This is a genomic window from Streptomyces sp. NPDC060002, assembly GCF_042737245.1.
GTDB lineage: Bacteria > Actinomycetota > Actinomycetes > Streptomycetales > Streptomycetaceae > Streptomyces.
Genome location: NZ_JBHWUW010000015.1, coordinates 111,262 through 137,967 on the forward strand (window position 1 = coordinate 111,262; position 26,706 = coordinate 137,967).

Below are 26,706 nucleotides of genomic sequence, written 5' to 3' on the forward strand. Positions count from 1 at the left end.
CCGTCAGGGCCGGGACGTCAGATACCCGCCCATGGTGCGGAAGTGGTCGGCAGCCGCGTACTCGGCGCCGTCGTCGGTGCGCACCCGCCGCACGAGGAGACCCCGGCAGCGGCCCGACCAGGACTCGGCTCCCGCCACCACGACGACGCCGTCCCCCTCCCGGATGAAGATCCGGCCCGGGGTGCCGCCGTAGCACCCCTGCGACACGGCCGCCGAGACGATCCTCAGCCGCTGACCGCGGTGGAAGGCGTACGCGTTCGGGTACGGGTCCGACTGGGCCCGCACGAGCCGTTCCAGCCGCTCCGCGGGCCAACTCCAGTCGATCCGGCTGTCCTGCGCCGACCGCTTGTGGAAGAAGCTGGCCCGGGCGCGGTCCTGCGGCACCCACTGGCCGGCGTCCCGGCCGGAGGCGATCAGGTCGAGCGACTCGCGCACGATGGGCGCGATGAGGTCGACGGTGCGGTGGAACAGGTCGGTCGCCGTGTCGGCGGGCCCCACCGGCACCGAACGCTGCACCAGGACGTCCCCGGCGTCGAGTTCGGTGTTCATGCGGTGCGCGGTCACGCCGACGCGCTCCTCGCCGTTGAGGAGCGCCCAGATGATCGGGGAGAACCCCGCGTACGACGGCAGCAGCGAGTCGTGGATGTTGAGGGTGCCGTGCGGCGGCAGGTCGAACAGCTCCGGCGGCAGCCAGGTACGCCAGTTGTTGGCGACGATGATGTCCGGCCGGGCGTCCGCCACCGCGGCCAGCAGTTCGGCGTCGTCGGGCCGGTTGCGCAGCAGGACGGGGACGTCGTTCTTCTCCGCGAGTTCGGCGACGTTGTCGTCCCATATCTTCTCGTAGGCGTGCTCGCTCTTGGGATGGGTGACGACGAGGACCACCTCGTGGTCGGAGTCCAGCAGCGCCTGAAGCGTGCGGTGACCCCAGGTCTGGTAGCCGAGCATGACGACCCGCATGACGTCCTCCCCTTCAACGACTCATTGCAAGGTAAGCCTTACCTTATCTAGCATGGGCCTGCCTGAGGAGGCGATGCCAAGGTGAAGTCACCGCTCACGGGTTCCGACGTCATCCACGACGTCATCGGAATCGGATTCGGTCCATCAAATCTCGCGCTGTCCATAGCGGTCGAGGAGCACAGCACGGGCCTCTCGGCAGACCGCCGCCTCAACGCGCTGTTCCTGGAACGCCAGCCGCGCTTCGGCTGGCACCGGGGCATGCTCATCGACGACGCCACGATGCAGGTGTCCTTTCTCAAGGACCTCGTCACCCTGCGCAACCCGACGAGCGACTACAGCTTCCTCTGCTTCCTGCGCGAGCGGGGCAGACTGATCGACTTCCTGAACCAGAAGACCCTCTTCCCGCTGCGGATGGAGTTCCACGAGTACTTCGAGTGGGCCGCCGCCCGGGTCTCCCACCTGGTCTCGTACGGCAGCGAGGTGGTCTCCGTCGACCCGGTGCGCGGCGACGACGGCGAGGTGGCCTTCTTCGACGTCACCTCCCGCGACACCGCGGGCTCCGGCGAGACCGTGACCCGCCGGACCCGCCGGACCCGCAACGTCAGCGTGGCCATGGGTCTTGAGCCGCATGTGCCGCCGGGTCTGGAACTCGCCGAACGCGTCTGGCACAACAGCGAGTTGATCCCGCGTGCCACGCGACTGGGTGAGGCGGGTGCCCCGGTACGGCGGGCCGTCGTGCTCGGCGCCGGGCAGAGCGCCGCCGAGGCGGTGGACTACCTGCACCGCACCTTCCCCGAGGCCGAGGTGTGCTCGGTCTTCGCCAAGTACGGCTACACCCCGGCCGACGACAGCCCGTTCGCGAACCGCATCTTCGACCCGGAGGCCGTCGACGTCTACTTCTCGGCGCCGTCCGAGGTCAAGCAGTCGCTGATCGACTATCACCGGTCCACCAACTACTCCGTGGTCGACATGGAGTTGATCGAGGCGCTGTACGCCACCTCGTACCGGGAGAAGGTTGCGGGCCGGGAACGGCTGCGCTTCCTCAACGTCTCGCGGGTCCGCGCCGTGGACCCCGGCGCCGACGGCGGTCTCGAGGTCGCCGTGGAGTTCCTGCCCACCGGTGAGCGGCAGGTGCTCGCCGCCGACGTGCTGGTGCTCGCCACCGGCTACCGGCCGCGCGATCTGGCCTCGCTGCTCGGCGAGGCGGCCAAGCTCTGCCTCCGGGACGACGGGGACGCCGTCCGCGTGGGCCGGGACCACCGGGTGGAGACCCTGCCGGAGGTGACGGCCGGCCTCTATCTCCAGGGCGGAACCGAGCACACCCACGGGCTGACCAGCACCCTGCTGTCGACCGTCGCCGTCCGGGCGGAGGAGATCCACCGCTCCGTGCTGGCCGGGAGGCCGCCGGACTGACCCACCCCGACTTCCCGGGCCCGGAGGGTACGGTCCCTTCCGGGCCCGGGGCCCGCTTCGGCCCCGGGCGCCGCCCGAGGGGCTCGGCGCCCCGGCCCGGGACAACGCCCCCGACCGGTCCGGGGGCAGCGTGGCCGGGCGGGGCATGACGTACGGGACCATGTCGGGTGACGGCATGCGCATCGGCCTCTCACCGGTCGTCCGACCACGTCGAGCACGCGCGGAGCTCCGGGGCGCGGCGCAGCGCCGCGTACCCGGCGACCGGGACCTCGACGTGCCGGCGCACCTCGGTCTCGCGACCGGGCCGCCGCTCCCCGCCTCAGTACGGCCCATGGGTCCAGCGGCCGTCCGTCATCGTGGCGTGCACGGGCATCGCGCGCAGGGCGTCCGGGCCGGCCCCCGACGGGTCCACGTCGACGACCACCAGGTCGGCCGGGTCCCCGACCCTGATGAGCCGGCGTCCGCGGGCCGCCGCGACCAGCGCGTCCTGGACGGACAGACGCTGCTCCGGGTGCCAGGCGGGGCGTTCGTCGTCGGTCCGGCTGACGGCCGACGCGATGGCGAGCCACGGGTCGAGCGGCGAGACCGGGGCGTCGGAACCAAACTCCAGACGGGCCCCGGCGGCGAGCAGATCGGCGTAGGCGAAGGCGCGTCCGGTGCGTCCGGCCCAGTGCCGGTCCGCCACGTCACGGTCGTCCGTCGCGTGCCGGGGCTGGACGCCCGCCGTGACGCCCAGCCGCGCGAACCTCGGGACGTCCTCGGGGCTCAGCAGCTGCGCGTGTTCGATCCGGCCTCGGCAGCGCACCGCCTCGAAGGCGTCCAGGGCCAGCGTGTTGGCGTGGTCGCCGATGGCGTGCACCGCGGGTTCGACGCCGTGCGCGGCGGCCCGCCGCATGAGCCGCACCAGCTCGTGCGGTGGCGTCTCCTCGATGCCGTGCGAACCGTCCGTGCCCTCCAGCCCCGGATAGGGGTCGCGGCACAGGGCGGTGCGGGTGTTGAGCGAGCCGTCGGTGAAGAGCTTCAGCGGGCCCACCCGCACCAGGCCGCCGGGCGCGCCGACCTCGTCCCCCGTGCGCAGTCCACGCTCCACGGCCGTGTCCAGGCGGCTCGGGTAGATCGCGGCCGACACCCGCACGGCCGGCCGGAACGCGGCCGAGCGCCGCTCCCAGTCCGCGACCGTGTCACCGAACTGGAAGTCGATGACGCCGGTGACCCCGCGTGCGGCGGCGGCCTCGCAGGCGTCCGCGATCCAGCCGTCGACCACCGCGGCCGGCGCCTTGGGGAGGGCGGACAGGACCTCGTGGCACTCGGTCTCCCTGACCAGGCCGGTGGGGTGGTCGCCCCGGCCGACGAGGGCGAGACAGGCGGAGTTCAGCCAGGCCGCGTGCAGATCGGCGCTGACGAGGGCGACCGGCCGGTCGGGCAGCACCGCGTCGAGGAGCCGCTTGTGCGGGGCGTCGGGCCACAGCCCGTCCCGGAACCCGTACCCGAAGAGCACCGTGCCGTCGGGCGCCGCGCCGCCGCGCTCCCGCACCAGTTCGGCCACCGCCCGCGCGGAGGTGGTTCCGGCCAGGTCCAGGCGGTGCCGGGCGCTCGCCCACTCCGCCATGTGGACGTGGGCGTCCCACAGGCCCGGCAGCAGCACCCGCCCGTCCAGATCGACGACGCGCTCGCCGTCGGCCTGCGCCGCCGCTCCCCCGGTCTCCGCCTCCGCGACGACATGGGTGACCCTGCCGTCCGCGATCCGCAGCCGGGCGAGCGGCCCGCCGGCGCCGAGCCGTACCCGGTCGAGCGTCAGCGCCTCGCTCGCGTAGTCCGCCATGAGAGCCTCTCTCTGCGACGGGCGTCTCTCCACACCCCGGAACCCGCCAGGTAAAGTTAGGCTTACCTTATCTGGTGATCGCGCTTCCGTCCCCCGGTCTGCCCCACCGAATGAGCCTCACCGAATGAGCCTCACCGAATGAGGGGGTTGGGCAGCGGCAGATAGCGGGCGTCGGCGCCGTCCGCGCCCGTCCAGCGCAGCAGCAGGTTCGTCTTGCCGGGCAGGGTGGGCGCGGTCAGCAGGGCGGCGGCCTCGGGAAGGTCGTGCCGGGCCAGTTCACGGCGGACGGCCGGCCAGGGGTCGAGGCCGGGGTGACGTTCGGCGAGCGCCGCCGCGACCTCCCACAGATGGTTCACGACCAGGCAGTACACCAGCCGCTCCCAGCCGGCCGCCCGCTCCACGTCCGGCAGCAGTTTCACGCCCTCGGCGTCCCGGAACAGGGCCCGCACGGGGGTGCCTTCGGCGTCCACGGCGATGAGCGTGTTCTGGAGATGGGCCTCGAGGACGACACCGTGGTCGGCGAAGGCCGTCAGCGCCGGCGGGACGACGACGGCCAGATACGCCTCCCACCAGGCCGCCGGGTCCGCCGCGGTGGCCAGCGGGCTGCCGTCGAAGCCCTCCACGAGACCGGCGGCCAGCAGCGGGGTCGCGCCGGGCGGCAGAGCGCCCTCCAGCCCGTCGCGGACCAGGACGGCGAGCTCCTCGAAGGCGAACGCGGCGGTGCGGTAGCCGCGGTCGCTCAGCCAGACCGCCGGGCGGCGGGCATCGGGGCCACCGCCCGCCGCGAAGGCCCGGACCACCGCCTCGTCGGTCCGGCGCAGTTTCAGCAGGTCGTGCCGCCACAGCCGGCGGACGTCGTTGGTGATGCGGACGTCGAGGCTGAACTTCAGGCACAGGTCCCGCTCGGGTGCGTAGAGCGTCCGCACGGCGGCTGTCGGCCAGGCCTCGAAGCCGGTCGTGCCGAGCCGGACCAGGCGGCCGTCGGCGAAGGCCGGGGCGAGCTCCCCGCCGGCCAGCTCGAGCTGCCAGGGGTGGGCGGGCAGCAGCCGGTAGCCGGGCGGGGCCGTACCGAGGGCGTCCAGCGCGCAGGTGTCGCCCTCCTCGACGACCGCGTCCTCGCGCAGCCCCAGCAGGACCAGTCCGAAGCGGGCGTAGGCCTCCGGGGCGTACGGCAGCCAGCCGGCCGGCGGGCCGCCGCCGCGCGCCTTGGGCGCGGGATGGTGGGGGTGACCGGTGAGGAGCGACTGCTCGGAGCGCAGATAGAGGCCGGGCGGCGGGGTGGCACGGGCGCGTGCGGTGAGCATCGCGGCCACCACGTCCCTGCTGTCGGTCATCTCGGCGGGCAGTTCGTGGTTGTCCAGCCCGGTGTGCCCGCGCAGCACCTCGGCGACGGTTGCGACGAGCTCGGCATGGCCGAGGCGGTGCCAGGCGCCCGCCGTGTACACCTCGGGCTCGGCGGGCCGCCGGGTGCCGCGCACGCGCAGCAGCCGGTCGCTGCCGGGCGACCCGTCGCCGGGCAGCCGGTACACGAACCGGCCGTCGTCGCCCGGCGGGCGGGGCAGCGGTTCGGCGACCTCCCGCAGCAGGCAGTTCAGCAGCGGCGCGGCCGCGAGGGCGTCGGCGCGCTCGGCGATGCCGTCGGCGGTCGCCGCGGCCTCGGCGGGCGGGGGGATGAGGTCCACGCGATCCACTGGTTCCCTGGTTCCCTACGGTTCTTCCGGGCGGAGACGATCAGTATCGCTGTCGTCACGGCCCCTCCGTGACGTCGTACCCGCACCTTCAGGAGCCCACCCGTGCACCGTCCCCCCACCGCCGAGGCCGAGCTGGCCGCGGAACTGGCCGCCGTCCGTCCCTCGCTCGGCCCGCGGTTCACGGCCGCGCTGCCCGGGGCGAGGGCGGCCGTGCTGACCCGGCTGTGGCGGGCGCTCGTCCACGAGCCCCTGCCGTGGATCGCGCACCGCGGGGAGTCCGGCGGGGAGAGCCTGCTGCGGCTGCGCGACGGCCGTCGTCTGCACGGCCCGCGCGCGGATCCGTACGCGACCGCCGCCTACGTGACGGACGTACGGCTGGACGGCGTGGCGTACGAGGATCCCGCGCGGTTGATGACAGACCTTGCGGTGCCGCACGGCGCGGGCTTCGCCGGCGAACTCGGCCACAGTGTCGCGTCGTTGGCACTGTCGCGAGCCGGGCAGGAGCCCGCTCTCGCCTCCTTGAAGGATCCGGGCGAGTGGCCGGTGCACGACTGGGAGTGGGAGCAGCGGGTGGTCGACGGGCACCCCTACCATCCCAACTGCCGTGCGCGGCCCGGCTTCTCGGTGGCGGAGCAACTGGCGTACGGGCCCGAGCACCGGCCCTCGGTGCGGCTGGGCCTGCTGCCGGTGCCGGCCGCCGAGTGCCTGGTGTCCGGCGAGTGGCCGCGGGAGCTTCGGGACGGGACGCGGCTGGTGATCCCGGTGCATCCGTGGCAGGCGGCGCACGTGCTCAAGCGATCCTGCGAGCGGGGGGTCCCCGCGCATCCGCTGATGTCGTTGCGCACGCTCGCCCTTTCCGGCGGTCCGCACGTCAAGACCGCCCTGAGCACCCGGCTGACGTCCTCCGTCCGGGACATCTCCATCGGCTCCATCGCCGCCTCCGCGGCCCTCTCGGCGTTCGCGGAGACCCTGACCCCGCACACCGGCGGTCTGCTGCACATGACCCGCACCCTGGGCGCGGCAACGGCGAACTCCCCGGATCTGGCGGCCGTGTTCCGCGAGTCGCCGCGCGTGTTCGGCGCGCCGGGCGAGCACGTCGTCCCGGTGGCCGCCCTCGCCGGCACCGAACTGCCCGGCTCCCCCTCCTGGTTGGCGGACTTCGCGCGGCTCGCGCTCACCGTAGGGCTGCGGCTGCTGGAGCTGGGCGTGGCGCTGGAGGCGCACGGCCAGAACCTGCTGGTCGTGCTGTCGGCGTCGGGCGCCCCGCTGCGGCTGGTCTACCGCGACCTGGCCGACATCCGGGTCAGCCCGGCCCGGCTGGCCCGGCACGGCATCCCGCTGCCGGACGAACTGCCCGAGCGGATCCGCACGGACGACGTGACCGCGTTGCGGCGCAAGTTGTTCGGCTCCCTGGTCGCGGGAGCGCTGGCCGGGACGGCGGGCAGCCTCCCGGTCCTGCGGGCGGCCCTGGAGACGGCCGTACGGGATCTCCCGCGCTCGCCGGACCTCGTCGCGCTGCGCGAGGAACCGCTTCCGGCCAAGGCGCTGACGCTGATGCGGCTGTCGGCGTGGGTGCCCGGGGACCAGTGGGCGGCGCTGCCCAATCCGCTGACCGTGGAGGCGTGTTGACCGGTGGACGAGCGCCCGCCGTCGACGAGGTCCGACCCGGATGCCGAAACCGGTTCCGCCGCCGTTTTGTGGCCGGACGCCTCTGATCAATAGGATCCGCCGATGATCAGAACACAACGGCTGGCGGCGGGCGTCTGCGCCCTGCTCGCCGCGCTCATGGCCGGGATCGCGTTCCCGGCCGGGGCGGTCGCCGACGAGACCACCGCCACCGCGCCCAAGGTCGACCTGGTCCTCGACGTCAGCGGTTCGATGCGGACGAAGGACATGGACGGCGGGACGCGGATGGCCGCGGCCAAGCAGGCGTTCAACGAGGTGCTGGACGCGACCCCGGAGAACGTCCTCCTGGGCATCCGCACCCTGGGCGCCAACTACCCGGGCGACGACCAGAAAACAGGCTGCAAGGACACCGCGCAGCTCTACCCGGTCGGCCCGCTGGACCGGACCGAGGCCAAGACCGCGGTGGCGACCCTGTCGCCGACCGGCTGGACGCCGATCGGCCCGGCCCTGCTGAAGGCGGCCGACGACCTCGACGGCGGCACCGGCTCCAAGCGCATCGTGCTGATCAGTGACGGCGAGGACACCTGCGCTCCGCTCGACCCGTGCGAGGTGGCCCGTGAGATCGCGGCGAAGGGCATCGGCCTGACGATCGACACGCTCGGCCTGGTGCCCAACGTCAAGATGCGCCAGCAGCTCAGCTGCATCGCCGAGGCGACCGGCGGCACCTACACCTCGGTGGAGCACACCGACGAACTCACCGACCGGGTCAACCAGTTGGTCGACCGGGCCGCCGACCCCGTGGTGACGCCGGTCGCCACCGAGGGCGCGGCCTCCTGCTCCGCGGCGCCGGCCCTGAAGTCCGGCCTGTACACCGACCGCGAGGAGTTCGGCCAGGAGCGCTGGTACAAGGTCGACGTCGAGCCGGGCCAGGAGCTGCGCGCCTCGGTGAGCGTGTCGGCGGACCGGACCATGAATCCCGACTACGGGGTGCTGCTGCGCGCGGTCACGGTGCACGGCCGGGAGATCGTGCGCGGCGAAGCGGCCGGCAACGGCCGTACCGACGTCATCTCGGCCGGTCTGCGCTACCCGAAGGCGGAGAGCGACGAGGACGAGGCTCCCGCCGAGACGGTGTGCGTGCAGGTGACCAACTCCTACTCGGCGGCCGCGGGCGTGAAGACCACGCCGGGCATGCCGCTGGAGCTGACCGTGGACGTGGTCGACGGTCCGTCGCAGGCGGGCGACGTGGCCTCCTTCGGCCTCGGGCGCGGCTGGTGGCTGCTGGGTGTCCTGGTGCTGTTCGGCTTCCTCGCGGGTGTGCTGTGGGGCTGGGTGTCCCGCTGGCGGGTCGCGGTCTGGAGGACCAACTGATGCGTATCACACGAGTGTTGAGCGGCGCCCTGCTGGCGCTCGGGCCGGTGCTCGGGCTGGCGCTCGGGCTGGCGCTCGGGCCGGCGCTCGGGCCGGCGCTCGGGCCGGCGCTCGGGCCGGCGGCCGTACCGGCCGCCGCCGACTCCACCCCGTCGGCGAGCCCGTCGGGCGACAGCTCCGCGCCGACCGAGGCGGGCACCTCGTTCCGTACGGCGACGGAGATCGACCAGGGGCAGACGGCGACGGCGAGCGGGTCCGCGGGCGACTACCTCTACTGGTCGTTCCCGGCGGACACCGGGCAACGCCCGACCGTCAAGGCGACGGTGAAGCTGCCTCAGGCCCACACCACGCAGACCTGGCAGATCGACGTGTACGACGGCCTGCGGCGCCGCCAGGCCTGCCAGTACGGCGCCCAGACGCGCACCGCCGCCCAGGGCACGGCCTCGCTGGAACTGGCCTGTGTGCTGCGCACGGTCCGCGCCTGGTCGGAGCCGTGGGCCGACGACCCGCTGCCGGGCACGTACTACGTCCGGTTGACCGCCATCGATCTGAAGGCGGCCGACCTGGGTCTGCCGGTCGGCACGGAACTGCGGGTGGACTCCAAGGACATCGGGGGCGCCGCGGCCGTCGACGGCTCACTGGCGGAGCCGCTGGTTCCGGGCATCGCCGTCAAGTCCCAAGCCGAGGAGGACGCTTCCGACGACTCGTCGGCCACGGCCGTGCTGTCCAGCATCGAGCCGGACGACGGCTGGGCGTCCGGCTGGTGGTCCGACCGCTGGGTCTGGACGGCGATCGGCGCGATACTGGCCGCCCTCGCCGGGATCGGCGGGTACACGCTGACACGGGGATCCGGACGGCCACGGCACGTACCGCCGGGCGCGTGAGCGTCGGTTGACAGCTCATCAGAAGGCCTGCCGCGACACAGCGGCGGGCCTTCTGTCGTACCGCCCTCCCCTGCCCTCCGTGACGCCCTCCCCCGAACGTTCCCCCGCGCCTGCCCTCAGGCCTCCCGCAGGGCCTTGGCCAGGGTGCCGTCACCGCCGACCTCGATCCGCCCGGCCCGTACCGCGTCGAGCACGCCCAACTCGCCCTGCGCGACCGCCGTGCAGGTGTCCGTGTCCAGGACGAGTCGCGCGTCGGGCTCACCGGGCGCGGGTCCGTCGCCGTACACCTGCCCGTCCTGCGCGCCGGCGTACAGGTGGAAGGCCCCTTCGTCGAGCCGGACCTCGACGAGCCCGGCGCCCCCGGCCCCCTCGCGGTCGAGCCCGCGCAGCAGGGGCAGCGCGAACCAGTGCGCACGGAGGGCGTCGGTGGGCCGCCGCTCGCCGAGTTCGCCCTCACCCCACTCCCCCAGGGCCTGGAGGACGGGCAGCAACTCCCGGCCGCGTCGGTTGAGTTCGTACACGTAGGCCGCGCCCGGCGGAGGCAGCCGGCGCCTGGTGGCCAGCCCGTCCCGTTCCATGTCCTTCAGCCGCGAGGCGAGCACGTCCGTGCTCACACCCGGCAGATCGGCGTGCAGGTCCGTGTAACGGCGCGGGCCGGCGAGCAGCTCCCGGACGATCAGCAAGGTCCAGCGGTCGCCCACGGCGTCGAGCGCACGGGCGGCGGAGCAGTACTGGTCGTAGCTTCGGCGAGGTGACATGGCACGCAGTCTAGACATGTCGTTGGACTTTCCAAGCTTGAGCTTGGTAAAACCAAGCATCACAACGAACCGGAGGGGCGAGCGCGCATGGAGTTCCGGCAGTCGAACAAGCTGAGCGAGGTCTGTTACGAGATCCGCGGCCCGGTGATCGAGCACGCAGACGCGCTGGAGGCGGCGGGCCACAGCGTCCTGCGCCTGAACACCGGCAACCCCGCGCTCTTCGGCTTCGAGGCGCCCGAGGAGATCCTCCAGGACATGATCAGGATGCTCCCCCAGGCGCACGGCTACACGGACTCGCGGGGCGTCCTCTCGGCCCGCCGGGCAGTGGCGGGGCGCTACCAGTCGCTGGGACTGGAGGTGGGCGTCGACGACGTGTTCCTCGGCAACGGCATCTCCGAGCTGATCTCGATGGCGGTACAGGCACTGGTCGAGGACGGCGACGAGATCCTGATCCCGGCGCCCGACTTCCCGCTGTGGACGGCGGTCACCACGCTCGCGGGCGGCAAGGCGGTCCACTACCTCTGCGACGAGCAGGCCGACTGGTACCCGGACCTGGACGACATGGCCTCGAAGATCACCGACCGCACGAAGGCCGTCGTGATCATCAACCCGAACAACCCCACCGGCGCCGTCTACCCGAAGGAGATCATCGAGGGCATCCTCGACCTGGCCCGCCGGCACGGTCTGATGGTCTTCGCCGACGAGATCTACGACCAGATCCTCTACGACGACGCCGTCCACCACTCGGCCGCCGCGCTCGCGCCCGACCTCGTGGTCCTGACCTTCTGCGGCCTGTCCAAGACGTACCGGGTGGCCGGTTTCCGCTCGGGCTGGCTGGTCGTCACCGGCCCGAAGCAGCACGCGAAGAGCTACCTGGAGGGCCTGACCATGCTGGCCTCCATGCGGCTGTGCGCCAACGCGCCCGCGCAGTACGCCATCCAGGCCGCGCTCGGCGGCCGCCAGTCCATCCATGAGCTGACCGCCCCCGGCGGGCGCCTGCACGAACAGCGCACCGTGGCCTGGGAGAAGCTCAACGAGATCCCCGGCGTCTCGTGTGTGAAGCCGAAGGGCTCGCTGTACGCGTTCCCGCGTCTCGACCCCAAGGTTCACAAGATCCACGACGACGAGAAGTTCGTTCTGGACCTGCTCCTGAGGGAGAAGATCCAGGTCGTCCAGGGCACCGGCTTCAACTGGCCGACCCCCGACCACTTCCGCATCCTGACCCTGCCGTACGCGGACGACCTGGAGGCGGCGATCGGCCGGATCGGACGGTTCCTCAGCGGGTACCGGCAGTAGGCGGCGAGGCGGCGGGGCCGTCGGACCCTGTTCCCCCGGCCGTGGATCGCTGACGTGCGCAGGCCCAGGTCCTGTGTCACGGTGCTCACAGGCACGGCAGGAAGGGGCACGCGCGCGTGGGCGACCTGTTTCTCGTGCGGCACGGGGAGACCGAATGGTCACGCTCGGGCCGGCACACCGGATCGACGGACGTCCCGCTCACCGAGCGCGGCCGGGACGAGGCACGACGACTGGAACCGCTGATCCGTTCGCACCGGATCGGGGCCGCGTTCGTCAGCCCGGCGCAGCGGGCGCGGGAGACGGCGGACCTGATCGGACTGCGTGAGGCCCAGGTCGACGCCGGTCTGCGGGAGTGGGACTACGGCGGCGACGAGGGCGTCACGACGGCCGAGATCCAGCGGACGCGACCGGGCTGGTTCCTGTTCACGGACGGGGTCGCACCCGGCCCGCCGGACCGTCCCGGGGAGACGCCCGAGCAGGTCGGCGAGCGGGCCGACCGGGTGCTGGCCCAGGTCGACGCGGCGCACGCCGAGGCCGACGCCGAGGAAAACGTGGTGCTGGTGGCGCACGGGCACTTCCTGCGGGTGCTGACCGCCCGCCGGCTCGGCCTGCCGGCGTCGGCCGGGGCGCTGTTCCAGCTGGCGACGGGAACGCTGTGCCGGCTGGGCACGGAGCACGGGCGGCCGGTGATCGCCGCCTGGAATGTCAGACCCGGGTCGTAGCCTTCGATGAGGCCCCCGCCGGGGGCGGCACTCGAGGGGAGCACGCCGTGACACGACCGCCGACCGCCGCCCAGCGGCGTGTGATCGACGCCGCCGACCCGGTCACCGGGCGGCTGCGGGGCACGGCGACCCAGCTGGCGGCGCTGGTGCGGCACGGACTCGCCTTCCGGCACCCGCGCCCGCCGAACGATCACTTCCTGACCCCGGCGGGGCATCGGACACGGGAGGAGGTCCCCGCGCCCGGGGCCGCATCCGAAGCCGCTCCGCAGGACACTTCCCGGGTCGCTCCCGAGCCGCCGCCGGCGGACACCGGGGGCTTCGCCGCGCGCGTCGGCGGCGAGGAGGACACCGGGCAGGCCGCTCCCTCCCGGGCCCGCGAGGTGCACAGCGCCTGGCAGGGCCTGCTCGAGCTGCGCCGGATGACCAACCCGGACGGCGGTACGGACCGGCCGTGCGGCTGGGAGCGCACCCACCTCGTGCGGGCCGCCGCGCTGGCCCTGGAGGCGGCCGGCCACCCTCCCGCCGGGCCGCGGGGCACCGACGGCTACCGGGTACGGGCGACCCCGCAGCCGGAAGCGGTCGCCGTGCACGGACCGGACGACGCGACACTGCGGGCCTGCGCGGCGACGCTGGAGGAGGCGGGCTGGCAGGCCGGCGAACACACCGATCCCCGCACGAGAGCGCGCTATCTGCTGGCCTCCCCGCGCCGGGTGTGAGGGACATGCCAAGATCAACGGTCAGGCACCGACATCGAGAAAGCGAGAAGGGGACACCGTGAGCGAGCCGTTCTCCGTCCGGATCACCGTGCGCGGATACGAGACCGACGTGCAGGGGCACCTCAACCAGAGCGTGTACATCAACTACGCGGAACACGCTCGCTGGGCGCTGCTCCAGGCCGCGGGCATCACCCAGGCCGGTCTGCGCGCCAAGGGGGTGGGCCCGGTCGCCCTGGAGACGACCATCCGCTACCAGCGCGAACTCCTCGCGGGCGACGAGGTCGACGTGACCTGCCTCTTCGAGTGGGGCGACGGAAAGACGTTCCGGATCCGGCAGACCATCACCAAGGCGGACGGTACGGTGTCCGCCGAACTCACCTCGGTCGGCGGGCTGCTGGACCTCACGGAACGCCGGATGGTCGCCGACCCGACGGTCTACTTCAAGGAACTGGCCTCGGATCCCGGCCTGTTCGGCCTGTAGTTCACACCGGTTCGGTCTGCCGCTCGGTGTCGTAGGCCGCCCGCGCCTCGGCGATATAGACCCTGTTGCGCTCGGCCCAGTTGGTCAGACGCTGCAGGGTCTCGTGCAACTCCTGCGCCACCGGGGTCAGTTCGTACTCGACCTTGGGCGGCACCGTCGGATGCACCGTGCGGGTGACCAGTCCGTCGCGCTCCAGGTTGCGCAGCGTGAGTGTCAGCATGCGACGGCTGATGCCCTCGATGCTGCGCTCCAGCTCCGTGAAACGCATGGGACCGTGCGCCGCCGCGACGAGGATCTGCACGCTCCACTTCCCCGAGACCCTGTCAAGAACCTCTCGCACCGGGCAGGCGTGCGCGTTCACGACCTGCGAGGTAACACCGGTGTTCCCCTGGGACATCGAAGTGCCTCCTTATGCCGTTCTCCATGGTTACCCACGATGGACCCCGTTACAAGTCGTGCACCAAGGGTTCCCCTGGAGAAAGTGGAGGCCACGCCGCCATGACGGCCACAGCCGAGTCCCCGAAACAGACACAGACACCTGCACCGACACCGGCACACCCGTCGGCGTCGAAACGAATTTACTCCCGCTGGGCGTCCCTCGTCGTCCTGTGCGCGGGAACCCTGATGACGATCCTGGACGGCAACATCGTCACCGTGGCGATGCCCGCCATCCAGGGCGACCTCGGGTTCAGCGGCCCGGGTCTGGCCTGGGTCGTCAACGCCTATCTCATCCCCTTCGGCGGTCTGCTCCTGCTGGTCGGCCGGCTCGGCGACCTGGTGGGACGCAAGCGGATGTTCACGGCGGGCCTCGCGGTGTTCACCGCGGCGTCCGTGCTGTGCGGGGTCGCCGGCAGCCAGGGGGTCCTCATCGCGGCGCGTGCCCTGCAGGGCGTCGGCGGGGCGATGACCTCGGCGGTGGTCCTGGGCATGCTCGTGACGCTCTTCCCCGAGCCGCGCGAACAGGCCCGCGCCATCGCGGTGTTCAGCGCGGTCGGCGCGGGGGGCGGCGCGCTGGGCACGTTCCTCGGCGGGGCGCTCACCCAACTCGTCAACTGGCACTGGATCTTCCTCATCAACCTGCCGATCGGCATCGTGGCCTGGCTCGCGGCCGTCCGTGTCCTCGCGCCGGAGAACGGCGCCGGGCTCGGCAAGGGCGCCGACTACCCGGGCGCGGCCCTGGTCACGAGCGCGCTCATGCTGACCGTGTACGTCATCGTCGGCGCCGGCGACCGCGACGGCACCGCCACAGCGCTCCTGGCCCTGCTCGCCGTGGCCCTGTTCACGGGGTTCGTCCTGCGCCAGGCCCGGGCCGCGCGCCCGCTGCTGCGGCTGCGGCTGTTCCGCTCCCGGCTGCTCAGCGGCGCGAACGCCGTCCAGGTACTGATGATCGCGACGATGTACGGCTTCCAGTTCATCGGCGCGCTGTACCTGCAACGTGTCCTCGGATACGGCGAGTTGGCGACCGGAACGGCGTTCCTGCCCGCGCCGGTCGCGATCGGCCTGCTGATGCTGCTCCTGTCCGCGCGGACCATCGGCCGCTTCGGCCCGTACCGCGTCCTGCTGGCCGGTCTGGCGCTGATCACCGCCGGCATGGCACTGCTGAGCCGCGCACCGGCCGACGGCTCCTACGCCGCCGACTTCCTCCCGCCCATGCTGCTGATGGCCGCCGGATTCGCCGCCGCGATGCCCGCGCTGACCGGACTGGCCATGTCCGGAGCCCGGGAGGAGGACGGCGGCCTGGCGTCCGGTCTCTTCAACACCACCCAGGTGGTGGGCGGTTCGCTCGGCCTCGCGGTCCTGTCGACCCTGGCCGCGAGCCGCACGGACGACCTGCTGGGCGCGGGCACCCAGCTGCTGCCGGCCACGGCGGAGGGCTACCAACTGGCGTTCCGGGTGGCTTCGGTGACCGCGGCGACAGCCCTGACACTCGCAGCAACGACCCTGCGCACGAGGCGCACGGAGGGGGACGGGGGCTGAGAGGGGGGCGGGGGCCGAGAGCGGCCGGGGGCCGGCGAGCGGAGGCCCAGCAGGGCGGGCGGCCGGGCGAAGGTGCGGTGGGGCTGAGACCGACCCGGGCGAGGCCCAGCGAGACAGACACCGACCCGGGCGAGGGCCAGCGAGGCGGGCGGCCGGGAGGGCGAAGGCGCGGTGGGGGCGGGCGGTGGGGCGTGGAGCCCGGTCGGCCGCCCCCGCTTCCTCATGCCGTCCCGAAGGCCTCCCGGTGGTCCCGCGCCCATGCGCGGTACGTCCGCGCCGGACGCCCCAGCAGTTCCCGCAGGTCCTCGGTGACGACGGCGTTCCCGCCTCGGCGGACGTACGCGGAGCCCCGCGCGATTCCGTCCGCGACGGCCTCGTCCTGCCCCCAGCCGAGGAGGTGCTCGCGCACCTCGTCCGGGGCGAGGTCGTGTGTCGTCACCGGCCGGCCGAGGACATCCGTGAGGACGGCGGCCTGGCCGGGCACGCTGACGGTCTCCGGTCCGGTCAGCGTGTACGTCCGCCCCGCCCACCGCTCGTCGAGCAGGACCACGGCCGCCGCCTCGGACACGTCCCGCGGATCGACGACGCCCTGGAGCCCGTCGCCGCTCAGGTTCGGCACCGGCTCGCCGGCGCCGATCGCCTGCGCCCAACCGAGCGTGTTCGAGGCGAAGGAGGAGGGCCGGAGCACCACCCACTGGGCGCCGCTCTCCCGGACGGCCCGCTCGCCCGCGACATGCCACTCCCCGCTCGGACCCACCTCGGGATCCCCGGTGGCGATCGCGGACAGCTTGACCAGCCGCCGCACGCCCGCGGCCCGCGCCGCCGCCACCAGCGCGCCGTCGTGCTGCACGGACGGTCCCGGCACGCCCACCAGGAAGGCCGCCGTCACTCCGGACATCGCCGCCTCCAGGGAGGAGCGGTCGAGGTAGTCCCCACGTGCCACCTCGACCTCCAAAGGCAGCTGCGACCTCGCCGGGTCGCGGGTCAGGGCACGCACCTTCTCGCCGCGCGCGGCCAGGTGTCGTACGAGTTCGCTGCCGATGGTGCCCGTGGCACCGGTCACAAGAATCATGTCGACCACGCTGACGTCCGCCCACGCCTCGTCGCTAGGAAATTCCGGCACGCTTCGGCCGCCCGGGAGAGCCCGGGACGCGCTTACCGTGGAGGCGTGACGAACAGCAACGCTGATCCGGCGGATCCGCCGCCCCCGTCCCCCTCCCCCTCCACGTCCCCGTCCCCGTCCGAGCGGGCTCTGCCCGTCCCCTCCGCGCTGCGCCCCTGGTTCACCGGCATCGGAGCGGTCACGGTCGACGGCCCCTTCGACGACGCCTTCGCGCACGTGCCGGACGCCGACACGAAGGTGGTCGTCCGCGAGGAGGAGAGCGGGCGCCGCGACACCCTGGTGGTGGGCCCGCGCACTCGTGCCTCGTACCACACGGACCTGCACAAGCGGTCGGTGTCATGTGTCCAACTGCGCCTGGAACCAGGGGTGGTGGGCCCGCTGTTCGGCGTCGCGGCAGTGGACCTCGTCGGCCGGGTGGTCCCGCTCGGCGACCTGCCGGCCGGGACGGCCCGGCGTCTCGCCCGCGAGCTGACCGGGGTCGGGCGGGACGGGATCACGGCGCGTCTGGCGGAGCTGCTGCCACCCGCCGGGGACGGCCCGCGCGAGCGGCTGCTGCGGGCCGCCGTCGACGCCCTGTCGACCCGCCCGTACCGCACCCCCGCCCCCGTACGTGACGTGGCCCGGGAACTCGCGGTCAGCGAACGCCAGTTGCGTAACCTGTTCGCCGACGGCGTGGGCGTCTCCCCCAAGCACTACGCCCGTATCGACCGGCTGCGCCACATCCTCACGCACGCGGCATCCGCCCCGTGGGCCGAACTCGCCGCCGCCACCGGCTACTACGACCAGTCGCACATGACGGCCGACTTCCGCACCCTGATGGGTGTCCCGCCACGGGCGTTCTTCACGGGGCGGCTGCCCCGGGCCACACCCTGCCAGGCGCTGCGGCAGCGGTGAATTCGGATGCGGGGAGCCGGGCGGACCTGCGATGCTCCGGTCCCATGTCCGTACGACGCGTGAAACCCAGCCTCTACATCTCCGTCGACGTCGAGGCGGACGGTCCGATCCCGGGACCGTACTCGTTGCTGAGTCTGGGCGCGGCGGTCGCGGGGCGGCAGGACGCCGACGGGTTCACCGCCGCCGACCCCACCCGGCAGACCTTCTACCGTGAACTACGGCCGGTCAGCGACGAGTTCGTGCCCGAGGCGCTGGCCGTGAGCGGGCTCGACCGGGATCGTCTGGTCGAGGAGGGGCTCGAACCCGCTCTGGCTCTGGCCCAGTTCACCCGCTGGGTGCGCGAGGTGAGCGCCGACGCCCAGCCGGTGATGTGCGGCTACCCGGCGTCGTACGACTGGACGTTCCTGTACTGGTACCTGATCCGCTTCACCGGGGAGAGCCCCTTCGGGCACTCCGGCTGCCTCGACATGAAGACGCTGTACGCCACCAAGGCGGGGCTGCCGCTGCGGGCGGTGGCGAAGCGGACGATGCCGGCGCACCTGCTGTCCCGGCGCCCTCACACGCATCACGCGCTGGACGACGCCGTGGAACAGGCCGAGTTGCTCGCGAACCTCATGGCGTGGCCGGGGCCCGGGTCGTCCGGTTGAGTTCCTCCCCCGCCTCCATCGGGTGGGTCACGTCCGCCGCGTTCCGCCCCTGGCCGAGGTGGTTGAACACCAGGTTGAGCAGGACGGCGGCCAGGCAGCCCGTGGAGATGCCCGAGTCCAGGACGATCTTCGCCGTCTCCGGGAAGGCGTGGTAGAACGCCGGCGCGGTGATCGGGATGATGCCGACGGCCAGGGAGACGGCGACGATCAGGACGTTGTTGTCCCTCTCCAGGCCGGCCCGGACCAGCGTCTGGATGCCGCTGGCGGCGACCGAGCCGAACAGGACGACACCGGCGCCGCCGAGGACCGGACGGGGTACGACGGCGATGAGCGAGGCGGCCACCGGACACAGGCCCATCAGGACGAGGAAGCCGCCGCCGGTGGCGACGACATAGCGGCTGCGGATCCTCGTCATCGCGACCAGCCCGATGTTCTGGGCGAAGGCGCTGCACATGAAGCCGTTGAAGACCGGGCTGAGTGCCGAGCCCAGGGTGTCGGCGCGCAGGCCGGCCGCGATGGTCCGCTCGTCCGCCGGGCGTTCGACGATCTCCCCCAACGCCAGCATGTCCGCGGTGGATTCGGTCATCGAGACCACCATCACCACGCACATCGACAGGATCGCCGCGAGCTGGAACTGCGGGGCGCCGAAGTGGAACGGGGTGGGGAAGCCGATGACGTCCGCGTCGGCCACCGGGCCGAAGTCCGTGCCGCCGAAGGGGATCGCGAGGAGCGTGCCGGCGACCAGCCCGAGCAGGACGGCGACCTGCTTGACGAAGCCGCGCGTGAAGCGGCGCAGGAGCAGCACGATCAGGAGGGTCGCCGCCGCGAGACCCAGGTTCGTCGTCGAACCGTAGTCCGCCGCCGCGGGGTCGGGACCCTGTGCCCAGCCGAAGGCGACGGGGAGCAGGGAGACGCCGATCAGGGTGATGACCGTCCCGGTGACGACCGGCGGAAAGAAGCGGACCGCCTTGCAGAAGACGGGCGCGGCCAGAAAGCCCAGCAGGCCGGCGACGATCACCGCGCCGAAGATGACGGGCAGGGCGTCCCGCTTGTCGTCGGTGGCGGCCACGATCGCCGTCATGGGGGCTACCCCGGCGAAGGTGACACCGTTGACGAAGGGAAGGCGTGCGCCGATCTTCCAGACGCCCAGCGTCTGGAGGAAGGTGGCGAGGCCGGCCGTGAACAGGCAGGCGCCCGTGAGGAAGGTGAGTTCGGTGCCGGTGAGGCCTGCGGCCGCGCCGACGATCAGGGGCGGGGCGACGACTCCCGCGTACATGGCGGCCACGTGCTGGAGGCCGCTCGTCGCCATTCTCGGGGCGGGGAGTTTCTCGTCGACGGGGTGGTCGACTGCATGCGGGGACACGGCGGCTCTCCTCCGGTCGGGTACACGTCGGCTCTGACGCGGGTGTCAGGGAGGTGGTGCGGCGGTGCTGGAAGTACCTGGAAACGGGAGGCACCTGAGGACGAGAGGTACCTGGAAACGAAAGCCATCTGGCAACGGGGACGGCGGGGGAACCGTTCCGGGGCACGCGCGTCCGCGCGCGCCCCGGCCACGGCTACCGGTCGAGGGCCGTCCCCCTCGACCGGAGTTCAGTGCCCGTGGGGACCGAGTCCCTTACGGGGCGGGCGTGTTCAGCCCTGCGCGGCGATGCGGGCCAGCCGCCGCGCCTCGTCCCGCGTCGAGCGGGCGATCGCGTCCTCGTCGGCGTGCAGCAGACGTCCGTCTCCGACGATCTGACGGCCGTTCACGAAGGAGGCGGTGACGGGTGCGGCGGCGCCGAGGACCAGGGCGGTCACCGGGTCGGCGATGGAGGCGTGGGCGAGGGTGTCCAGCTTCCACAGCACCAGGTCGGCCAGCTTGCCGGGCTCCAGGGAGCCGATCTGCGCGGCGCGGCCCAGGACCCGGGCGCCGCCGTACGTGCCGAGGCGCAACGCCTGACGGGCGTTCAGAGCTGCCTCGCGATGGGCGCCGAGGCGGTTGATGAGCAGGGCGTTGCGCAGCTCGGTGTGGAGTTCGCCGGACTCGTTGGAGGCCGTGCCGTCGACGCCGAGGCCGACCGGAACGCCCGCCCTCAGCATGTCGGGGACCCGGGCGATGCCCGCCGCCAGCCGGGCGTTGGACGACGGACAGTGGGCGACGCCCGTCCCCGTCCGGGCGAAGGCGTCGATGTCGGAGTCGTTCATGTGGACGCAGTGCGCCATCCACACGTCCTCACCGAGCCAGCCGGTGGACTCGAAGTAGTCGGTCGGGCCCATGCCGAACAACTCGTGGCAGAACTTCTCCTCCTCGACCGTCTCCGAGCCGTGGGTGTGCAGGCGCACGCCGAGCCGGCGGGCCGACTCGGCTCCTTGGCGCATCAGTTCGGTGGAGACGGAGAAGGGCGAGCAGGGAGCGACGGCGACCTGGGTCATCGCGTCGAAGGAGGCGTCATGGTGCTGCCGGACGGTCTCCTCGGTGGCGGCGAGGGCGCCCTCCAGGGTCTCGACGGCGAAGTCCGGGGGCAGGCCGCCGTCCTTCTCGCTGCGGTCCATGGAACCGCGGGCGAGGGTGAAGCGGACGCCCATGTCACGGGCGGCGCCGATGATCGCGCCGGAGAGGTCGCCGGAGCCCTTCGGGAAGACGTAGTGGTGGTCCATGGCGGTGGTGACGCCGCCGCGGGCCATCATCGCGAGGGAGCCCTGGGCGGCCGCGCGCACCATCTGCTCGTCGATGCGCGCCCAGGTGGGGTAGAGGGCGACGAGCCAGTCGAAGAGGTTGTGGTCGGTCGCCAGGCCCCGGGTGATCCACTGGTAGAAGTGGTGGTGGGTGTTGACCAGGCCCGGGGTGACCAGGTGCCCGGTGGCGTCGATGCGGCGCTCGACGTTCTCCAGGCCGTCCGGGGCCCTGCCCGGGCCGAGCGACTCGATCCGGTTGCCGGCGAGGACGACGTGACCGTTCGCGTACTCGGTGTCCTGGGCGTCGACGGTCGCGATCGAACAGTTCTCGATGACGGTGCGCCGGTCTGCTGCCATGGTTTCGTCCTTTTCACTCAGTGGACTCTGGTGGAGAGGGCACGGCAGGACCCTGGGAGTTTGAGTGCCGTGGCCGGTGAGGCGCGGGCTCGCCGGCCACGGGTGCCGAAAAAAGGGGACGGCTCAGAAGGGGGCGGCTCAGAAGGGGGCGGCTCAGAGGTTGGTGAGGTCCACCGGGATCCTCGCCTCGCAGCCGTCCCGCAGAACGGTCGCCTCGATCAGGCCGTAGGGACGGTCGGCGGCGAGGTAGACGGCTCCGTCGGCGGTGTCGTTCTTCAGTCCGAACGGCTTCAGGTCCACCAGGAAGTGGTGCTTGTTGGGGAGCGAGAAGCGGACCTCGTCGATCTCGCCGCGGTGATCGATGATCCGCGCGCCCATGGCGTACAGGGTCTGCTGGAGGGAGAGCGAGTACGTCTGCGCGAAGGCCAGCAGCATGTGCTTCTTGACCTGGTCGTACGACTCCTCCCAGTCCGGCGCCTGCTGGTCGTCGTCGGACCAGTTGAAGCGCCAGCGGCTGGACACCTCGGTCGCCAGGATGCGGTCGTGCGCCTCGGGCAGGGTCGTGTACTTGTCCTTGACGTAACCCCAGAACTCGGAGTTCGTCGAGTTCATGACGGTCAGGTCCTTGAGCCCGGAGACGACCTCCCAGGAGGAGCCGTCGTAGGTGATCTGGGCGAGGCGGGTCTCCTGGCCCTTGCGGACGAAGGAGTGCTCGTCCTCGCCGGGCGTCTCGATCCGCTCCCAGGTGTACTCCTCGATCCGGATCCGCGCGGTCCTGATCGGTTCCTGCGAGGTCACGAAGTGGCGGGCGAGGTGGATGCCGAACTGCTCGGCGGACTCGATGCCGTGCTCCTTGGCGAACGCGTAGACCGTGTTCTTGGTGGTGTCGGTCGGCAGGACGTTCGCGTTCGAGCCGGAGTAGTGGACCTCGTCCATGTCGCCGCTCAGCGACACGGACACGTTGAGGTCCTTGATGTGGTGGGTGGCGCCGTCCCGCGTGATCTTCACGACGCGGTTCTCGGCCTTGCCGTACTGGTTCTGTCCCAGGAACACAGGGCGGGCCGGGTGGGAATGGTCAGTCATCTAGCTAGCTCCCTCGGTAAACGGAGTAGCCGAACGGGTTGAGCAGCAGCGGTACGTGGTAGTGCTCGCCCGGCTCGACGGCGAAGGTGATCGCCACCTCCGGGAAGAACGCGGGGGTGGCACCGCTGTCCCGATTCGCGGGGGCGTCCTGCTGCGCATCGGCTTGCTTCTTCTCGGATCGCTCGAAATACGCCTCCACGGCGAAGTCGAGCCGTACCTGGGTGGTCCCCTCCGGCAGCGCCGGCAGGTCCTTGCAGCGGCCGTCCGCGTCGGTCGCGGAACCCCCGAGCGCCCGCCAGTCTCCCCCTTGCCCGTGCCGGGCATCGCGGCCCGAGCGGGCGGAGAGGTGGACGGCGACTCCCGCGGCGGGTCGGCCGACGGAGGTGTCCAGGATGTGGGTGGACACCGATGCGGTGCCGCTGGTGCTCATGGGGTGCGTCAGTCCTCTTCGACGAGTCGGGCGAGGCGGATACGGTTGATCTTGCCCAGTTCGAGGCGGACGATCTCCCGTTCCCGCTCCGGCGCGTTGCCGATCCGCTCCTTGACCGCGTCCCGCATCTGCTCGCCGGTGCGACCGGTGGCGCAGATCAGGAACACATGGCCGAACTTGTCCTGGTAGGCCAGGTTCAGTTCGAGCAGCTCGGCCTTGAGCTCGTCGGAGGCGCCGGCCATGCCGCGCTGTTCGCGGGCCGAGGTCGGGTCGCCGGGCTTCGGGCGGCCGATCGGCGGATGCCCGGCCATCGCCTCCGCCAGGTCCGTGGCGGTCAGGCCGGCCATGGCGGCGTCGGCGGCGGCGTACAGGTCGGCGGCGGCGGCATAGGGGCGGGCCGCGAGCAGTCGGGTGACCCACGCCGTGGAGGCGCACGCCTCGTGGAGCGCGGCACGGGCCACGGACTCCGTGAGGTCGTTGAACCGAGCCAGGCCCGGGGGTGGGGAAGTCGAAGTCACGGCAGCCTCCGTGGCCGCGGGACGGCCTTCGTGCTTGAGCGGGCTGCGGCCAGCTAACGCCTCTCCGCGACATCACGTCAACACTTTGTTGAAAATTCCGGGTAACGAAACCCGTCGGCCACTCAACCCCGCGAGAGCCTCCCCGGGAGACCGCTCATGCCTCTTTCTCCCGGTTGAGGTAGTTGTAGACCGTGAAGCGGCTCACCCCGAGCGCGCTCGCCACGGTCTCCACGCCGTGCCGTACGGAGAAGGCGCCACGCGCCTCGAGTATCCGTACGACCTCCTGCTTGGCCTTGCGGTCCAGGTCGGGGAGCGGTCTGCCTTTCCTGCGCTCCATGGCGGCGAGGATGTGATCGAGGGAGTCGGCGAGCTGAGGCAGGCGTACGGCGACGGCGTCGACGCCCTCCCAGGCCAGGACGACGTCGTCGACGCCGGCCTCGTCCGGCGGGAGCATCTCCCCGCCCATCGCGTCGACCAGCGGCTTCACGGCCGCGATGAAGGCCTCGTCACCCGAGGTGCTCACACGCCCTCCCCGACGACATCGCCGTCCGCGTCCCGGTCCGCGTCCCCGATGACGTTGACCTGGAGCGAGATACGGGTGGCGCCCGCGCCGAGGGACTTGCGCAGCAGGGCGTCCACGGCGGCGAGCACGGCCTCGGAGGCACCCTCCGCGGTGTTGCCGAACGGCCCGACATCCACCGTGTCCAGGTCGGCCGCCTCGATCACCTCACGGGCGACCAGCGCGTGCGCGGGCGCCTCGTCGAGGTCGAAGGGCTCGGTGGTGAACTCCACTTTCAGTCGCATCGCGCCCCACACCTCTCTCGACGGGACCGGACCGTCGGCGCCCGGACCCCGACCCTAACGGACCGGACGGACGATCACGCGGGAGTCGGGATTCCACCTCGGCCGGGCTCCGACGCTCCCCCATCCCCTTGACAATCCGCCCGACCGAACGGCAATCTTCCATTAAGCAGAAAACAACTTCCGCAATACGGAAATACTCGACACGGAAGGGAGCGCGGAAGCCCCATGGGATTCGAAGACCGGCGCTTCAACGTCAACCTGTCGATCCTCTTCACGGAACTCCCGCTCCTGGAGCGCCCCGCGGCCGCCGCCGCGGCCGGCTTCACCGCGGTCGAGCTGTGGTGGCCCTGGATCGACTCCCCCGCCCCCGAGCCGTCCGAGCTGGACGCCCTGCGGAAGGCGATCGAGGACGCGGGCGTACAGCTCACGGGCCTCAACTTCTACGCCGGCCGGCTCCCGGGCCCCGACCGTGGCGCCCTGTCGCTGCCCGGCGAGGAGTCGGAGCGGTTCCGCGCCAACATCGACGTGGCCGCCGGCTTCGCGCAGTCCCTGGGCTGCGGCGCGCTCAACGCGCTGTACGGCAACCGCCTCGACGGCGTGGACCCGGCCGAGCAGGACGCGCTCGCGCTGGAGAACCTGGCCCTCGCGGCCCGGGCCGCGCACCGGATCGGCGCGATCCTGCTGGTCGAGGCGCTGAACCGGCCCGAGTCGCCCCGCTACCCGCTGGCGAGCGCGCCGGCCGCGATCGGGATCGTCGACAAGGTCAACGAGGCGACGGGGCTCGGCAACGCCAAGTTCCTGATGGACCTGTACCACCTGTCGATGAACGGCGAGGACCTGCCGTCGGTGATCGAGCGGTACGCCTCGAGGACCGGCCATGTACAGATCGCCGACAACCCGGGCCGTGGCGCGCCGGGCACCGGCTCGCTGCCCCTCGAGGACCTCCTCGACCGGCTGCGGAAGGCCGGATACGACGGCTGGGTCGGCCTCGAGTACAAGCCGGGCGACCGCCCGAGCGCCGAGGCCTTCGACTGGCTGCCCCGCTGATTCCCCGCACCGAGAGGCACCCCCGATGAGCAAGGCACTTCCCGCGCTTCCCGCGCTTCCCAAGATCGCCTGGATAGGTCTCGGCATCATGGGCTCGCCCATGTCCGAGAACCTCGTCAAGGCGGGTTACGACGTCACCGGCTTCACCCTGGAGCAGGACAAGCTGGACCGGCTGACCGCCGCCGGCGGCAGCGCCGCGGGGTCCGTCGCCGAGGCCGTCCGTGACGCCGACGTCGTGATCACGATGGTGCCCGCCTCCCCGCAGGTCGAGGCCATCGCCTACGGCCCCGAGGGCGTCCTGGAGAACGCGCGGTCCGGGGCACTCCTGATCGACATGTCCTCGATCACCCCGCAGACCTCGATCGGCCTGGCCCGGGCGGCGAAGGACAAGGGCATCCGGGTGCTCGACGCCCCGGTGTCCGGCGGTGAGGCCGGCGCCGTCGAGGCCGTGCTGTCCGTCATGGTGGGCGGCGAACAGGCCGACTTCGACGAGGCGAAGCCCGTCTTCGAGGCGCTCGGCAGGACCATCGTGCTGTGCGGTCCGCACGGCTCGGGCCAGACCGTGAAGGCCGCCAACCAGCTGATCGTCGCCGTGAACATCCAGGCGTGCGCCGAGGCCGTGGTCTTCCTGGAGAAGTCGGGCGTGGACCTGAAGGCGGCGCTGGACGTCCTGGGCGGCGGGCTCGCCGGCTCGACCGTGCTGGCCCGCAAGAAGGACAACTTCCTCACCCGCGACTTCGAGCCGGGCTTCCGGATCGACCTGCACCACAAGGACATGGGCATCGTCACGGACGCCGCCCGCAACGTCGGCGCGGCCCTGCCCGTCGGCGCGGTGGTCGCCCAACTGGTCGCGAGCCTGCGCGCGCAGGGCGACGGCGGACTCGACCACTCGGCGCTGCTGCGGGCCGTGGAGCGCCTGTCCGGCGCGCGACTCTGAGACTTCCGGGCGGCGCCGCCGCTGACATCTGTCCTGTCGCGCCCAGGCGGCGGCGCCGCCCGGAAACCACTGCCGGCAACCGGTCGACGCCCCGTGCGCGCCGCCCCGGCGACAACTGAACACCAGTCTCGCGTACGGGATCTGACGGGAGGTCATGACTTCGTGCGCGCGGCCCGCGGCCGTACCGTGCGACCCGGATGAGGGGTGGCCGCCGGGTACGGGCGCGGGCAGGGCGAGGGCCGCGGCGGCATGCGAGCCAGTGCGGTGGTGAAGGAACGGGGCCCGCTTCTCGACCTGAGGGAAGCCCGCTCCCGGCTCCGTCGCAACCCGCCGCGGTCCCTGCCCCCACCTCGGCCACACCCCACCCCGCCCCACTCCCGAGAGCTCCGTCCGGCGGCGCGAACGCCCTGTCGCGCCCAGCCTCGCGCCGTCGGACGGCCACCCGTGCCCCCCAGCGCTCCCCCGTCAGCAGGACCGACGAGGGAGCACTGCGCGTTGCC

Annotated in this window: 26 protein-coding genes; 13 read left to right on the top strand and 13 right to left on the bottom strand. The window is 72.4% G+C overall.

Annotation, left to right across the window (positions count from 1 at the left end; all coding sequences use genetic code 11):
• Positions 1–3 precede the first annotated feature (3 nt).
• Positions 4–957, bottom strand: a complete 954-nt coding sequence (locus tag ACFWBD_RS16415; protein WP_385667259.1) for a methionyl-tRNA formyltransferase — start codon at positions 955–957, stop codon at positions 4–6.
• Positions 958–1,038: 81 nt separating this feature from the next.
• On the opposite strand from ACFWBD_RS16415, the gene ACFWBD_RS16420 reads away from it, so the two are divergent.
• On the top strand, positions 1,039–2,370 hold the full coding sequence (locus ACFWBD_RS16420; RefSeq protein ID WP_385667260.1) for a lysine N(6)-hydroxylase/L-ornithine N(5)-oxygenase family protein: 1,332 nt from the start codon (positions 1,039–1,041) through the stop codon (positions 2,368–2,370).
• A 319-nt stretch (positions 2,371–2,689) separates the two neighbouring features.
• Here the strand turns inward: ACFWBD_RS16420 and ACFWBD_RS16425 are convergent, their stop codons facing one another.
• On the bottom strand, positions 2,690–4,192 hold the full coding sequence (locus ACFWBD_RS16425; protein WP_385667261.1) for an amidohydrolase family protein: 1,503 nt from the start codon (positions 4,190–4,192) through the stop codon (positions 2,690–2,692).
• Between the two features lie 131 nt (positions 4,193–4,323).
• Entirely contained in the window at positions 4,324–5,883 is a 1,560-nt protein-coding gene (locus ACFWBD_RS16430) for an IucA/IucC family protein (RefSeq protein ID WP_385667262.1), read from the bottom strand.
• Between the two features lie 102 nt (positions 5,884–5,985).
• On the opposite strand from ACFWBD_RS16430, the gene ACFWBD_RS16435 reads away from it, so the two are divergent.
• The 3 genes from ACFWBD_RS16435 (at position 5,986) to ACFWBD_RS16445 (ending at position 9,761) form a co-directional block, all read left to right on the top strand.
• Positions 5,986–7,512 carry an IucA/IucC family protein gene (locus tag ACFWBD_RS16435; protein ID WP_385667263.1) on the top strand — a complete coding sequence of 509 codons (1,527 nt, stop codon included), beginning with the start codon at positions 5,986–5,988 and terminating at the stop codon, positions 7,510–7,512.
• Between the two features lie 102 nt (positions 7,513–7,614).
• A complete protein-coding gene (locus ACFWBD_RS16440) occupies positions 7,615–8,877 on the top strand; it encodes a VWA domain-containing protein (protein ID WP_385667264.1) in 1,263 nt (420 codons plus the stop codon).
• Entirely contained in the window at positions 8,877–9,761 is an 885-nt protein-coding gene (locus ACFWBD_RS16445) for a hypothetical protein (RefSeq protein ID WP_385667265.1), read from the top strand. Before ACFWBD_RS16440 ends, ACFWBD_RS16445 begins: the two co-directional genes overlap by 1 nt.
• 116 nt (positions 9,762–9,877) lie before the next feature.
• Here the strand turns inward: ACFWBD_RS16445 and ACFWBD_RS16450 are convergent, their stop codons facing one another.
• Positions 9,878–10,519 (bottom strand): winged helix-turn-helix transcriptional regulator, encoded by a 642-nt coding sequence (locus ACFWBD_RS16450; protein ID WP_385667266.1) that lies wholly within the window; start codon positions 10,517–10,519, stop codon positions 9,878–9,880.
• A gap of 87 nt (positions 10,520–10,606) precedes the next feature.
• Here ACFWBD_RS16450 and ACFWBD_RS16455 point away from each other — a divergent pair, with 87 nt between their 5' ends.
• The 4 genes from ACFWBD_RS16455 to ACFWBD_RS16470 all read left to right on the top strand — a co-directional run bounded on the left by ACFWBD_RS16455 (position 10,607) and on the right by ACFWBD_RS16470 (position 13,734).
• On the top strand, positions 10,607–11,815 hold the full coding sequence (locus ACFWBD_RS16455; RefSeq protein WP_385667267.1) for a pyridoxal phosphate-dependent aminotransferase: 1,209 nt from the start codon (positions 10,607–10,609) through the stop codon (positions 11,813–11,815).
• Positions 11,816–11,931: 116 nt separating this feature from the next.
• Complete coding sequence (locus ACFWBD_RS16460; RefSeq protein WP_385667268.1) at positions 11,932–12,537, top strand: histidine phosphatase family protein; 606 nt, start codon at positions 11,932–11,934, stop codon at positions 12,535–12,537.
• Positions 12,538–12,584: 47 nt separating this feature from the next.
• Positions 12,585–13,253: a hypothetical protein gene (locus tag ACFWBD_RS16465; protein WP_385667269.1), complete on the top strand. Its 669-nt coding sequence runs from the start codon at positions 12,585–12,587 to the stop codon at positions 13,251–13,253.
• 58 nt (positions 13,254–13,311) lie between these two features.
• Positions 13,312–13,734, top strand: a complete 423-nt coding sequence (locus tag ACFWBD_RS16470; protein WP_385667270.1) for an acyl-CoA thioesterase — start codon at positions 13,312–13,314, stop codon at positions 13,732–13,734.
• Position 13,735: 1 nt separating this feature from the next.
• Here ACFWBD_RS16470 and ACFWBD_RS16475 read toward each other — a convergent pair whose 3' ends face one another.
• A complete protein-coding gene (locus tag ACFWBD_RS16475) occupies positions 13,736–14,131 on the bottom strand; it encodes a winged helix-turn-helix transcriptional regulator (protein ID WP_385667271.1) in 396 nt (131 codons plus the stop codon).
• A gap of 227 nt (positions 14,132–14,358) precedes the next feature.
• Between ACFWBD_RS16475 and ACFWBD_RS16480 the strand changes: the two genes are divergently transcribed.
• Entirely contained in the window at positions 14,359–15,711 is a 1,353-nt protein-coding gene (locus tag ACFWBD_RS16480) for an MFS transporter (RefSeq protein WP_385667272.1), read from the top strand.
• 220 nt (positions 15,712–15,931) lie between these two features.
• On the opposite strand, the gene ACFWBD_RS16485 is transcribed toward ACFWBD_RS16480, so the two are convergent.
• Entirely contained in the window at positions 15,932–16,783 is an 852-nt protein-coding gene (locus ACFWBD_RS16485; protein ID WP_385667273.1) for an NAD(P)H-binding protein, read from the bottom strand.
• 96 nt (positions 16,784–16,879) lie between these two features.
• Between ACFWBD_RS16485 and ACFWBD_RS16490 the strand changes: the two genes are divergently transcribed.
• The gene (locus ACFWBD_RS16490) at positions 16,880–17,728 is read left to right on the top strand and encodes a helix-turn-helix domain-containing protein (RefSeq protein WP_385667274.1); all 849 of its coding nucleotides are present in this window, start codon (positions 16,880–16,882) and stop codon (positions 17,726–17,728) included.
• 44 nt (positions 17,729–17,772) lie between these two features.
• On the top strand, positions 17,773–18,375 hold the full coding sequence (locus ACFWBD_RS16495; RefSeq protein WP_385667275.1) for a 3'-5' exoribonuclease domain-containing protein: 603 nt from the start codon (positions 17,773–17,775) through the stop codon (positions 18,373–18,375).
• Here the strand turns inward: ACFWBD_RS16495 and ACFWBD_RS16500 are convergent.
• From ACFWBD_RS16500 to ACFWBD_RS16530, 7 genes are all read right to left on the bottom strand, one after another.
• On the bottom strand, positions 18,341–19,684 hold the full coding sequence (locus tag ACFWBD_RS16500) for a nucleobase:cation symporter-2 family protein (protein WP_385667304.1): 1,344 nt from the start codon (positions 19,682–19,684) through the stop codon (positions 18,341–18,343). The two genes, ACFWBD_RS16495 and ACFWBD_RS16500, sit on opposite strands and share 35 nt — an antisense overlap.
• A gap of 323 nt (positions 19,685–20,007) precedes the next feature.
• Positions 20,008–21,387 carry an 8-oxoguanine deaminase gene (locus ACFWBD_RS16505; RefSeq protein ID WP_385667276.1) on the bottom strand — a complete coding sequence of 460 codons (1,380 nt, stop codon included), beginning with the start codon at positions 21,385–21,387 and terminating at the stop codon, positions 20,008–20,010.
• Between the two features lie 153 nt (positions 21,388–21,540).
• Positions 21,541–22,470, bottom strand: a complete 930-nt coding sequence (gene pucL / locus ACFWBD_RS16510; protein WP_385667277.1) for a factor-independent urate hydroxylase — start codon at positions 22,468–22,470, stop codon at positions 21,541–21,543.
• A gap of 4 nt (positions 22,471–22,474) precedes the next feature.
• Positions 22,475–22,900, bottom strand: coding sequence for a hydroxyisourate hydrolase (gene uraH, locus ACFWBD_RS16515; protein WP_385667278.1), 426 nt, complete (start codon positions 22,898–22,900; stop codon positions 22,475–22,477).
• Positions 22,901–22,908: 8 nt separating this feature from the next.
• Positions 22,909–23,418, bottom strand: a complete 510-nt coding sequence (gene uraD / locus ACFWBD_RS16520) for a 2-oxo-4-hydroxy-4-carboxy-5-ureidoimidazoline decarboxylase (protein WP_385667279.1) — start codon at positions 23,416–23,418, stop codon at positions 22,909–22,911.
• Between the two features lie 154 nt (positions 23,419–23,572).
• Complete coding sequence (locus ACFWBD_RS16525; RefSeq protein ID WP_385667280.1) at positions 23,573–23,941, bottom strand: helix-turn-helix domain-containing protein; 369 nt, start codon at positions 23,939–23,941, stop codon at positions 23,573–23,575.
• A complete protein-coding gene (locus tag ACFWBD_RS16530) occupies positions 23,938–24,222 on the bottom strand; it encodes a hypothetical protein (RefSeq protein ID WP_385667281.1) in 285 nt (94 codons plus the stop codon). Before ACFWBD_RS16530 ends, ACFWBD_RS16525 begins: the two co-directional genes overlap by 4 nt.
• 225 nt (positions 24,223–24,447) lie before the next feature.
• Here ACFWBD_RS16530 and ACFWBD_RS16535 point away from each other — a divergent pair, with 225 nt between their 5' ends.
• Together ACFWBD_RS16535 and ACFWBD_RS16540 are read left to right on the top strand one after the other, a co-directional pair.
• Positions 24,448–25,269 carry a TIM barrel protein gene (locus ACFWBD_RS16535; RefSeq protein WP_385667282.1) on the top strand — a complete coding sequence of 274 codons (822 nt, stop codon included), beginning with the start codon at positions 24,448–24,450 and terminating at the stop codon, positions 25,267–25,269.
• Between the two features lie 25 nt (positions 25,270–25,294).
• Positions 25,295–26,206, top strand: a complete 912-nt coding sequence (locus ACFWBD_RS16540) for a 2-hydroxy-3-oxopropionate reductase (protein WP_385667283.1) — start codon at positions 25,295–25,297, stop codon at positions 26,204–26,206.
• The last annotated feature ends 500 nt before the right edge of the window (positions 26,207–26,706 follow it).